We start from the raw sequence: 11,454 nt of genomic DNA, 5'->3' as shown, positions 1-11,454 counted from the left end.
CGCTTTTCGGAATTTTTCTTTTTAGGAAAAATATCTTGAAATAGCTTCCACTCTAGGTCATTTAATCCCTCAAATTTGCCTGGCATCTTCAGTCGTTTAGTTACAACCTTCTTATTTTATCTATTATTAGTGGGATAGGTTCATCGCTTTTCAACTCCGATTTCAGATGTATTTCATTTGTGTGGCTGATGGATGTGGGATATAAGATGAGGGTTGTGAGAGTAAAGAGAACAGCGATCGCAAAAGATTACCATAATAAAACAAATAGATATTTGTTTTACTGCCTTTTTTTTACTTTTTCAAGAACTATTAACCACTGTTTAATCTATCACTTTAGTCGTAGATAAATATACTTAACAGGTCAGCGAAAGTTAGAGACTATTTACCTCTTTCGTTGAGGTTTGATTTGAGACGTTTTTCAGATGTTTATCGCGATCGAGTTTTCTAAGATTGAGTTAAGAAAGTTGTTAAAAGGAGAAATAAATAAGAGATCGCGCTTTAATTAAATTAAATTCAGACTTAATTATTCACCTGAACAAATACCTGAATTTTTCCTCTGTTACTGCTTAAAAGCTAGAAGGATAATTTCAATAAGTTTTGAGCTTTTAAAGTAGTAGTCAAGTTTTTCCATTGAGAGCATCCGCAAGAAGCTCAACAAAATAAAATGAGATACCAAGAGCAACTAACAACAATGAATACCGAGCTAAATTCAGGGGATGTTTTAAAATCTCACTATCGAATTTTACATCAGTTGGGTCATGGAGGCTTTGGTCGTACTTACTTGGCAGAAGACATTAATCGTTTTAACGAACGCTGTGTTCTTAAAGAGTTTGCACCTCGACTTCAAGGAACGTTTGCTCTCTCTAAAGCACAAGAGCTATTTGAGCGCGAGGCGGGAATTCTCTATCGATTGCAGCACCCACAAATCCCTAAGTTCCGCGAACTGTTTCGCTATAAGTATCAAGATAAAGGACGTTTATTTTTAGTACAGGATTATGTTGAGGGGCAAACTTATCATGCTCTTTGTCGCGATCTCGCTCAAGAAGGCATGAAATTTAGTGAGGTGGGAATTAAGCATTTATTAAAGCAAATTTTGCCCGTTTTGCAGTATATTCATGCGATGGGAGTAATTCACTGCGATATTTCCCCCGATAACATAATTTTACGTAGCGCAGATCGATTACCAATGTTAATTGACTTTGGCAGTATTAAGGCGGTCGAAAACAAGGCACAATCTCAATTGATGGGGGCAATTTTCACTACAGATTCATTATCTCTGATTGGAACGGCAATCGGCAAAATTGGCTATGCTCCACCAGAGCAAATAGAGCGAGGGATTGTTTTTGCTCACAGTGATTTGTACGCTTTAGCTGCAACTGCGGTGGTGCTGCTGACGGGTAAAAAACCACAAAGACTAATTGAAACCAATTACAAAATAGTAAAAGTTAGTGTCGCCAACATTTTGTGATTTTTAAATTTAGTATTGCCTGAAAAACTTTATTTATCTGGAACTCTCCCCATGTTACAAGAAACTACAGTTAACGGAAATATGTTGATGAATTTAAATCATTATCAGTATGAAGATCGAAGTAAAAGTAACAAACTTACAATTGATATCAAAGCAAAAATTCACAAGCTTTCCGAGCATCCAGTCTATAGTGAATTAACTTCGATAGCTAAAATTGAATGTTTTATATCATATCACATTTTTGTTTATTGGGATTTTATGAAGTTACTTAAATCTCTACAGAACAAACTTATTTTAGCTTTACAAGGACAATTTATAGAATGCAATGATAATAATAAAAAATTGATTAATGAGATTATCTTGAGTCGAGAAAGCGAGCTATATTCTTATGGAGAACTCAACGAAGATTTTGCTATTTATCTTCATTCTATGGCAGAAATAGGAGTCGATCCTTATTTTCTTTGGTCTTTTTTGAAATCAGAAGATAATTTACATTTACTTAAACCAGGAATAAAAGAGTTAGTGGCATTTAACTTAAAGATTGTTCAATTAGCAACTATAGAAGAAACAGCAGCAACTTTTTTCTTCGGACAAGAACAACTTACTTTTTCAGTACTACTAGCAATCATTAAAGTCTTAAAACAAGAAAACAAAGAATGTTCGAGCTTGATTAGTTATGCCGATAAAACAATCCAGAAAAACAGTAGTAACTCTGAAATAATAGCTTTTAAAATACTCGATTATCTTTGTCAAAATGAAATCTCAAAAGTTCGAGCATTAAAGGCTGGATTAAAAGCAATAAATTACAAGAAAAAACTTTGGGACTATGCTCTGGCAGAAATGACGGAAATTAGCTAATTATTTCTGATTTTAATCAATTAATAGTGTTCCCTATTTAATAGGATATTGGGCAATAAATTAATCGCTATTTTTGAGTTACAAGAAAAGCAAATGTATAAGTCAACTTGGTTATCAATATTACAAAATGTCATTTTTGAAGCGATCGCTATTTTACTGATAGTTGCTAGTGGTATGGAAACGGGAAATATGATCTCTGATTGTTTGCTGTTTCTGTTTTATTCGATGCTACTAAGATTAACTTGGAATAGTGCAATTGTTATTCATGGCTTGGGACATACATTTGCGATCGCTGTTATTGACCAGCAATTATCTATTTTAAACCTGACGAATATTCTTGAACACAGAAGTATTAAAACTGTTTTCCAGTCATTACTGCCTTTTAGCAACATATTCATTCCTTTTCTAACTACCTGTAGCGACTTTCCATATCTCGCAGTCGGTAACTCTACTCAAGTAAGAGTCAAAGCATTAGGCGGTATCTTATTTAATTTTTTATTTGTGGCGATTACAGTTTTCTTCCATCCCAGTAATTTAATTAGCCAAACTTTTATAGTTGCAAATCTACTAATTGCCCTATCTTCCCTTTCAGACATAGATGCGTTAGTAACAGGAGTAGCAGATTGTTTTTACTGTGGAAACTTCGGCTTAATAGCTCACCGCCAGCCCGATGATGGAAATGAGCTTTTACCTGCCAGAATTGTGGAAATGGCGCAAATAATGGGCAGAGAAACCGAAATTCGGGGCGAACAAGCTGGTGGCGGATTGGTTTTAGCTCGTGATGAAGAGCAGATTGTTTTTGTGGGGAAAAAAGTAGTTAAGCGTAAAAGAGATAATTTAACCCAATCCCTAGAAGCAGCCTTTGCACCTATCAGACAAAAAGCGATCGCATCTGACATTAAACCCTTAGAATCATTAGTAATCGGAGCATGGCATTATCGTTATGCTACCAGTGGTACTGCTCCTTCGGAATTGGAAACCCATTGGCATGAATGGATGGGTGCTAGGAACGAAAATGTCTGGCAATTTATCGATCGAGAATGGGTATGTCAAACTAAAAATGTCAATCATCGCATTACCCACAACGGCGATTTTGATGCTTGGGAGCTTTTTGGTCAGGAAGTTGATAATCTTACTTTAGGTTTATGGTTAGAAAGAATTTTACATACTCCTAACGCCACTGAAGGCGATTCCCCCAAAATTGCGGGTATGATGGATTTATTAATTACCAAAGGAATGTGGTATGCTTCTTCACGATTAGCTTATCAATTAGCGATCACGCAGTGCCTCGCTGTAAGCGAGATCGCGAATTCCCTGGAATCGGCATTCCCTTCGGTAGAAAATTTAACCAGTTGGACAGAAATTTTTGAGAGTATTTTTGCTGAGCTATCCCATTCTCCAGAGCCAGATTCTCTCTATTTTCCTCAATATTTAAATCGTTTAGAAAATAATATTTTACAAGCCATTAGCGATCAAACCATAATCGCAAAATGGTCAGAATCACAAAGAACCGCTTTTGTACAAACGGCAATTGAAGCTTTCTTTCACAACGATTTGTATCGCGCCACCCAAATATTTATCTCAAGAGCCAAAGGAAGTTTCGGTTTAGTTACCGTTTCCACTTTAGAAGAATCCCAATTAGTTCTCGCTGCTAAAGGACAACCAATAACAATCGGGTTTAATTGGCAGCAAAAATACATGGTTTATGCTTCCGAACCCGCAGCCGTAGATCGTGTTTTAGCAGACGTTTCAGGTTCTTCTCGTTTGGATTTGAATCCCCAAGCAGGAGAAATTGCTCAAGTCAGTGCTGAGGATATTACTATCTACTCGTTAAAAAAACAAAGGGAACTCAAAGCCTCAGAATTAGAAAATCGCTGGATTTCCCTGAAACATCATCCCCATTTACCATATGTTAAATTTTCCGAGTCTGAAAACCAAGACCCTGTAGAGAGCGATCTTCAATCAATTCCCAGGGTGTTGGCTGAAATTAAAACTTCGTGGCAAAATTCCACCTCTCTGAATCGTCAAAGTGCAGATTATTTAGTTCATCTCTTGACGGAAAAAGTCCAACGCTTTGAGCAAAAGCAGCAAAAAATGTTTCAAGCTGGATTAATGAGTCAAATCCGACCCACGCCTACTGTGGATTTACTGATTACTGGGGAAGAAAATAGTCTCTGGTTAGGTGAAAGATTCGCGCAAAATTTAAAAACCGTTTTTCCTTTATTGAATGTTGTAACGATCTCTGCTAATGAAGTCCTACAACAGTTAAGCCAAAACCTGAACCAACTTTGTTTGAATAAAAACTCCCTCGTCCTGGCAATTACTCAATCTGGTCAAACCTTTTCCACCGTACAAGTGATCGATACTTTTGACCATCTGTGTGACCAAGGAGTTATCGGCGAACTGTTTATTCTCACAGGAGAGTTGAGCAGTTTTATCAATTCAACCCAAGGTAACGGAGGAGTTACAGCAATTTTGCCCTCCTCATTTCTCGACAATCCCCACCGCCACAGAATTTTTATTAATGGTAGTGGACGCAGAAAAGCCGAACCGAGTACTGTAACCGTTGCTGCTGCTGGACAGACTCTTACAGAGTTATTGTTCTATCTTGCCCAGCAGATGAAAAATAATTTTCCCGATTCAGAGCCTTTTGGGATGAATTTGACCTCAGAAAGTTTGCTGGTTTTGGCAATGATGAAGGATGATTTTCTCAATAAAAATGTCAGACAAATTATCGGAGTTACTGCTAGGGGAAAACCAATTAAATCGGCAATTAGGCAAAAGCTGGTTCAAGGTGGTCGTCATTGGGGGCTTCATGTTACGGAAACTCCTCTAGCTTGGGCAATTCACGCTTTCTATGTCTTCATAACTGTAGGATGGGTAATTCCTTTTGGCGAGACTCTTCCCTTAGTTAAGACATCACTGGGACTAATTTTTAACCTAGCTAATTTACCTCAGAGCTTATTGGAAGCGGTTTCACCCGTAATAACCTTGGCAGATATTGCCATCTATATCTTTGGTTCTTGGTTTTGGACTTTGTTAATTCGTTATTTTCAAGGTCGGCAACTATTAGCACGGATGGGTAAAAGAACTCTGGTTATTGGTGATGTACCTTGGGTCAACCAATTATTACAAGCTTATATCAGTAAACTCTTTTCCCTTAGCTATGGTATTGCAACTATAGAAGTACACGGGAGTAATCCCCAGAATCATTTTTTACACGCTTTTGGACATCGAGTAGTTAGGGGTACTTTGATTTTTCTCGGTGTACCTGATGGAAGACGCAGTAAAAAACTGCAAGAAGCGGAAAATGCAGTGCTAATGACAGGAAAACAAGCCAACGGAGTGAGAAATATTAATGTCGGACCAGAGATCGTGGTGATGGGTCATCATGATGCTGCGATCGCTGATAAAGGTTTTAGCGATGCCATTATTTTAGATAGTAATGATGATGCTATCTACTTCAGAAATTCCACTGTCACCGAGCAAAAAGAACAGATTGAAGAGTTAAGAGAATCTTGTTTTGGTGCGTTTGAACGCCTGTTAGCCAGTTATGTATTTTTCTGGGCGTTAGCCAAAAAAGTAGCGAGTTTTCCCTTACTCAAATACGAATATTGGAAATCTCAAAGTCGAACCAAAATCATGACTACTGCTTCACCTGTGGCGGGATTGAATTTAAGCAAATTGTTTCACAAAAATCGATTATATCGAAAAATTAAATTTAAAAAATATACAAAAAACAACTGAGATAGTTCTGACTAATTCTTAAAACCGATTAAAAAAATCATTCATCCCGAAACAATACCTGAATTTCACCCCTAGAACTGACAAAAAAACAGAGGTAAGATACTGACACATTACCAGATAGTTTAGTAAGGAGAAAACTGATGAAACGTTTAATAGTTTGTTGCGATGGCACTTGGCAAAGCCAAGATAACAAAGTTGCCACTAATGTACTTAAAATTGCTCAAGTAACAAAAACAAAAGGAGAAATTAAAGAAGAAGAGGAGAATAAGCTAGAAAACGAGATTCATCAAGCAGCAACCATAAAAGGTAAAGATAAGAATAATGATGAGCAAAAACAACATATTCCTCAAATTCTTTACTACGACCAAGGAATTGGTGCAGTTCCTGACTACGACAAAAATACCCAAAAAAATCTCATAGATAAAGTTGTTATTTATTGTAAACGTAGTGTCTATCGTCCGCTAAAAATATTTGGAGGAGCTTTTGGCTTAGGAATTGATGAAAAAATTGAAGATGCTTATATTTTTCTTTGCCTAAATTACGAGCCTGGCGATGAAATATATTTATTTGGTTTCAGTAGAGGAGCTTATACAGTCAGAAGTTTGGCAGGTTTGATTAGCTACTGTGGGCTACTTCAACGCCCTGATATTAATCATACTGCTGAGGCTTATAGAATTTATCGCATTAAAAACGAGAGTCGAGAACAAAAAGCTGAAAATTTTCGCAAAAAATATGAGATTGAAAAACCCCATATTAAATTTCTTGGCTGTTGGGATACTGTAGGGGCTTTAGGTATTCCCAATGTTATACCCTGGCTTCCAATTGACAGAATTTTTCAAAGAAACTTAAGATTTCACGATAACAAACTTAGTTCAATCATTAAAAATGCCCGACACGCGATCGCCATAGATGAAAAGCGATCGGCTTTTGAAGTCACAATGATGGAATCAGAAGATGGTTTTAAGGGAACGTTAGAACAAATGTGCTTTCCAGGAGATCATGGGTGCGTTGGCGGTGGTACAGATGAAATGATAGAGCTATCAGATAATTGCAAAGTAAATACTTTAGATTTGTCAAAAGCTGCTTTGGAGTGGATGGTAGGAGAAGCCAAAAAGCTGGATTTGGATTTGGATTTGAACTTAGTGAAATATCCTCCTGAAAAGACTGAAAATCGTAACACTACCAAACCCAAAGGACAAGAAGAACGCGACATAATCAAATTCAAAGATCTGAATAAAGACTTTCATAACAGCGTTAAAGAACTTTGGTGTAATAAAAACTACCGCCCTAAAAATCTTCCAGAATCTATTCCAGATCAGCTAAATAAATATTGTCAATCAAAATAAAGATACCAGTTCGATAATCGTCTCACTTGTGAGTCTTTCATTTCTCTTTATTTTTGGTGACAAATACTCTCCAATAGTAGAAAAATATTTATTGCTTCATAAGGAGTATATTTTATTATGAAATTTAAAAAAACTATTTTAATCGTTGGAATTAGCATATTTCATTTTTTCTCAAGTTTATCTCTTGCCAAAGCTCAAACAAGTCCCACAACATCAACAAGAGAAAAGACAACAATCGAAAGAAGAACTTATGATGGCGATCTACCAAGTCCACCAGAAGTTCCACCAGAAGAAAAAAGCGAAGTTCCAGGGGCAGATTTCTGCAAAACCGAGCCTGAAGAAGATCGACTTAACGGAGAAACAAAAAATCTGAAATTAGGCACTCAAAGAATAGAGTTACATTATGTTCGTGATGCAGCAAATGTAATACCTATGCTGCAAGAGATAAAAAATAAACTGGCTCTTGATAACCTTGAAGTTTATCGTCGTGGTGAAGTTGACAACGAAATCATCTTATATGGACTAGAGAAAGAAAGACAATGTGCCTATAGAATTATTGCTGCGATCGATCTTCCTCGACCTGGTATTAATATGCAAATGTGGGGAATTCAAATTTCTACTGATAAATCTAAGGGACAAGAAGCATTAAACGAAGTGATGCCAGAAGTCCGCGATCGCATCAACCTAACTCAACAGTTAGTTCGAGACACTTTTGCTGTAATCCAAGGCTATGCGATAAATCAAATAAATGAAGATAAAATAGATTCTGATTTTAAGTCGATTGTCGATCAACTAGAATATGATGTCATTTTTGACACCACAAGACCTTTATCCTTCAGAACAAGAAGGAGTAAAACCACTATCTCGGATCGGAGAACAAACAGTCAATACAACAGTTTATACCCAGGCAATTGATTTTTTCGCACTTTCAACCTTTTCCAACCAAAGTACATTGGATGGTGGACGGGGTTATGTACCAATTATCGGTCAGGTATGGAGGGGAATTTTTAGTGCAATTCCTGTATTTGGCAATTTGTTTAGTTGGCAAAGACCGCCTCAAAATGTCCAGCATGAAAGTTTGTTGTTAACTAATTCTTTTATCACACCAACATCAATGGGGTTAGCTCTTCTCTATCCAAAGAGTAGCAAGGCTTATGAAGGAAAGTGCTTTTGCAAATTAGAACCTAAGGTCGATGAATATATCGAAGGTCTGGAAAATTCCCAGGAAAATCGAGAAATAACATTTATCTCTGAAGACAATAAGAAAGTTACTGAAGATTGGTCTGATTGTATTGATGCCAGAAAACTTAAACCTGAAGACAAACAAAAGATTGCTGAAGATTTGTGTAATTGTATTGATTACAGAAAACCTCAAAATAAAAACATAACACCTTTATCAGATCGACAATAATACCCTCAATTTCTGTATGCCTCAGTGCAAAGTTCAAGAATATACAGCCAATAAAGCCGATAAAAATACAGATAAAAAAGTCAAAGAATAATCATGACACACAATAATTCAGAAACCAATTCAAAAGTACCTAAAGTAGCCGTTGTTGCGGTACAGGGCGTTTCCGACCAAAAACCATTCAAGTCGGCTATAGCGATCGCCGATGCTCAGCCAATTACCGACTAAAACAAAAGTAGACCAATCAAAAGAACCAGGATTTTGCTAAATAGAGCGATCGTATCAAAGGAAAATTCTTAAATTATGCAAAAAATAATTGAGATAATTCCGATCTAATTCCAGAAACCAATTAAATTGTGCTGTAACTGTAAACCAATCACCAACATTCATTTTTCACCATAAAAATATCATGACTCATTTTGGCATCATTTGTCCTCCTGCTATTGGACACCTTAATCCTATGTGTGCTTTAGGCGGAGAATTACAAAGACGCAACCATAGTGTTACTATTTTCGGTATTGCAGACATCGAACCCAAAATTAAAAATTCAGGATTGAACTTTTGGTTGATTGGAGAACAAGAATTTCCCCTCGGAATACTAGAACAGAATTATGAAAAACTAGGAAAAAAGAGCGGAAGAGAAGGTCTAAAATTCACTATCGAGTTAATTTTAAAAGATAACAGAATGCTGTTTAATAATCTGCCGACAGCAATTCAATCTGCTGGTATAGAGGCGTTGCTCGTCGATCAGGTTTCTACGGCGGGAGGAACAATTGCAGATAAGCTAGAGCTACCTTATGTCACGGTATGTAATGCTTTATTAGTTAATCGCGAAGCTGGTGTTCCTCCCTATTTTACCCATTGGGGTTATAACCAGGCATGGTGGGCGAAACTTCGCAATCAACTGGGGAATTGGTTCTTAAATCGTATATCCCTTTCGATCTGGCAAGAAATTCAACAACAGCGACAGCAGTGGCAATTACCTTTATACAAAAATCGCGACGATAATTACTCAAAACTGGCTCAAATTTGTCAGTTACCAAGGGAATTTGATTTTCCCAGAGTAAATTTACCCGATCATTTTCATTACACGGGACCTTTACAAAATCCATCTGGTTTAGAATCCGTCTCTTTTCCCGATATTTCTTTCCCCTGGGAAAAATTAACTGATAAACCTTTGGTCTATGCTTCCCTAGGAACATTACAAAACAAAGTACCAGAAATATTTCAGTCTATTGCGGAGGCTGTGGCGGGACTAGATGTTCAGTTAGTTATTTCTTTAGGCAATCCGAATAACAACCCTGCGGATTATAATTTGCCAGATAATATCATTGCGGTTTCTTTTGCTCCTCATCAAAAACTAATAGATAGAGCGAGTGTAGTGATTACCCATGCAGGTATGAACACAACCCTAGGCGCATTGAGTAGCGGAGTCCCAATTGTCGCCATTCCCATTACTAACGAACAGCCTGGAATAGCTGCACGCATAGCGAGAACAGGAGCAGGTGAAGTTGTGCGCCTCCAGAATTTGAACATTTCTCGACTTCAAACTGTAATCAAGCAGGTGCTAACAGAAAGTTCTTATCAACAGAATGCCCAGAGACTTCAAGAAGCTATCCATCAAGCTGGTGGCGTGAGACGGGCTGCTGATATTGTAGAACAAGTGGTTGCTACAGGAAAACCAGTTCTTGCTCCTTGACTGGAGTTTAGACTAAAACTTGATTAAGAAGTCAAAAAAAAGACAATAAATTCTCAAAATAAGCTAAATTAAAGTAAAATCAGGCATTCAATCAAAGTTAGCTGAAAAATGCCTGACACAAAGTTAAAATATTTTCGAGACCAAATATACCATTTTCTGGGGAAAGCGAAAGATGCAACTTTTGAACTTACCGATGCAGCATTATTAACTCGGAATCCTAGTTCTTTTAACTTACCGATGCAGCATTATTAACTCGGAATCCTAGTTCTTTAGCCGAATTATCTTTATCACCAGTGTTTCGACGGCAATGGCATAGTACTTATGAATCTCTAGAAGATTGCAATCCATTACGAGACAAAATGATGTCTGTTTATGTCGAAGAAATAGCATCCTATCAAAGACCACTATTAGTGGGAGATCATAGTGCTTGGTTCAGACCAGAAGCCAAAACGCTTCAAGAAAGAACTTATGAACATAAACCAAGTAGAATAGCTGTCAATAGACCAATTGGAGTCGGTTTTGGATATAGTACCATAGCTTATATACCTGAAGAAAATGGAAGTTGGGCATTACCACTACTTCATGAAAGAATTACAAGTAGTGAAACCGCCATCAGTAAATTGAGTCAACAACTTCAACAAGCTTGTTCTCAATTCGACCAAAGACCAATTGTGGTTGTTGATAGTCAATATGGATGTGCTTCGTTTGTACAACAAACCGTAGATATCCCTTGTGACAAATTGATGCGTTTAAGTTCTAATCGTTGTTTCTATGGTGAACCAAAAACTTACGATGGTCGTGGTCGTCCTCGTAAACATGGTCATAAGTTAAAACTCAATGACTCCGAAACTTGGTTACCAGAAGATAAAATTGTTGAGGTCAAAGACTCTCAATTAGGACTCATTAAGATTCAGGCTTGGCATAAGTT

General features: G+C 37.1%; 9 protein-coding genes and 1 pseudogene. All 10 read left to right on the top strand.

The genetic code is table 11. The annotated features are described in order from the left end of the window. Positions 1-691 precede the first annotated feature (691 nt). Positions 692-1,423: pseudogene (locus H1P_RS25450) on the top strand (protein kinase domain-containing protein); the annotation flags it as partial. A 60-nt stretch (positions 1,424-1,483) separates the two neighbouring features. Next, positions 1,484-2,326, top strand: coding sequence for a DUF3050 domain-containing protein (locus H1P_RS25445; protein WP_144872725.1), 843 nt, complete (start codon positions 1,484-1,486; stop codon positions 2,324-2,326). Positions 2,327-2,374: 48 nt separating this feature from the next. Then, the gene (locus tag H1P_RS25440) at positions 2,375-6,073 is read left to right on the top strand and encodes a hypothetical protein (RefSeq protein WP_246141947.1); all 3,699 of its coding nucleotides are present in this window, start codon (positions 2,375-2,377) and stop codon (positions 6,071-6,073) included. 140 nt (positions 6,074-6,213) lie between these two features. After that, a complete protein-coding gene (locus H1P_RS25435; protein WP_144872721.1) occupies positions 6,214-7,419 on the top strand; it encodes a DUF2235 domain-containing protein in 1,206 nt (401 codons plus the stop codon). 117 nt (positions 7,420-7,536) lie between these two features. Then, entirely contained in the window at positions 7,537-8,334 is a 798-nt protein-coding gene (locus tag H1P_RS25430; protein ID WP_144872718.1) for a hypothetical protein, read from the top strand. Beyond that, a complete protein-coding gene (locus H1P_RS25425; RefSeq protein ID WP_144872715.1) occupies positions 8,219-8,830 on the top strand; it encodes a hypothetical protein in 612 nt (203 codons plus the stop codon). The genes H1P_RS25430 and H1P_RS25425 overlap by 116 nt, the downstream gene beginning before the upstream one ends. A gap of 93 nt (positions 8,831-8,923) precedes the next feature. Further along, positions 8,924-9,055: a hypothetical protein gene (locus H1P_RS39005; RefSeq protein ID WP_281291223.1), complete on the top strand. Its 132-nt coding sequence runs from the start codon at positions 8,924-8,926 to the stop codon at positions 9,053-9,055. A 181-nt stretch (positions 9,056-9,236) separates the two neighbouring features. Next, positions 9,237-10,526 (top strand): glycosyltransferase, encoded by a 1,290-nt coding sequence (locus H1P_RS25420; protein ID WP_144872712.1) that lies wholly within the window; start codon positions 9,237-9,239, stop codon positions 10,524-10,526. Between the two features lie 108 nt (positions 10,527-10,634). Beyond that, on the top strand, positions 10,635-10,778 hold the full coding sequence (locus tag H1P_RS36525) for a hypothetical protein (protein WP_186376142.1): 144 nt from the start codon (positions 10,635-10,637) through the stop codon (positions 10,776-10,778). A 41-nt stretch (positions 10,779-10,819) separates the two neighbouring features. Then, on the top strand, positions 10,820-11,454 hold a 635-nt coding region (locus H1P_RS25415; RefSeq protein ID WP_144872709.1), incomplete at its 3' end, for a transposase.

This window comes from Hyella patelloides LEGE 07179, assembly GCF_900659865.1.
Classification (GTDB): domain Bacteria; phylum Cyanobacteriota; class Cyanobacteriia; order Cyanobacteriales; family Xenococcaceae; genus Hyella; species Hyella patelloides.
This window is presented reverse-complemented; position numbering and strand designations above follow the sequence as displayed.

Bases quoted from the DNA above. Each gene is read 5' to 3' on its own strand.
- H1P_RS25435 (WP_144872721.1), top strand. From the start codon at position 6,214: ATGAAACGTTTAATAGTTTGTTGCGATGGCACTTGGCAAAGCCAAGAT.
- H1P_RS39005 (WP_281291223.1), top strand. From the start codon at position 8,924: ATGACACACAATAATTCAGAAACCAATTCAAAAGTACCTAAAGTAGCC.
- H1P_RS36525 (WP_186376142.1), top strand. From the start codon at position 10,635: ATGCCTGACACAAAGTTAAAATATTTTCGAGACCAAATATACCATTTT.
- H1P_RS25425 (WP_144872715.1), top strand. From the start codon at position 8,219: ATGATGTCATTTTTGACACCACAAGACCTTTATCCTTCAGAACAAGAA.
- H1P_RS25420 (WP_144872712.1), top strand. From the start codon at position 9,237: ATGACTCATTTTGGCATCATTTGTCCTCCTGCTATTGGACACCTTAAT.
- H1P_RS25430 (WP_144872718.1), top strand. From the start codon at position 7,537: ATGAAATTTAAAAAAACTATTTTAATCGTTGGAATTAGCATATTTCAT.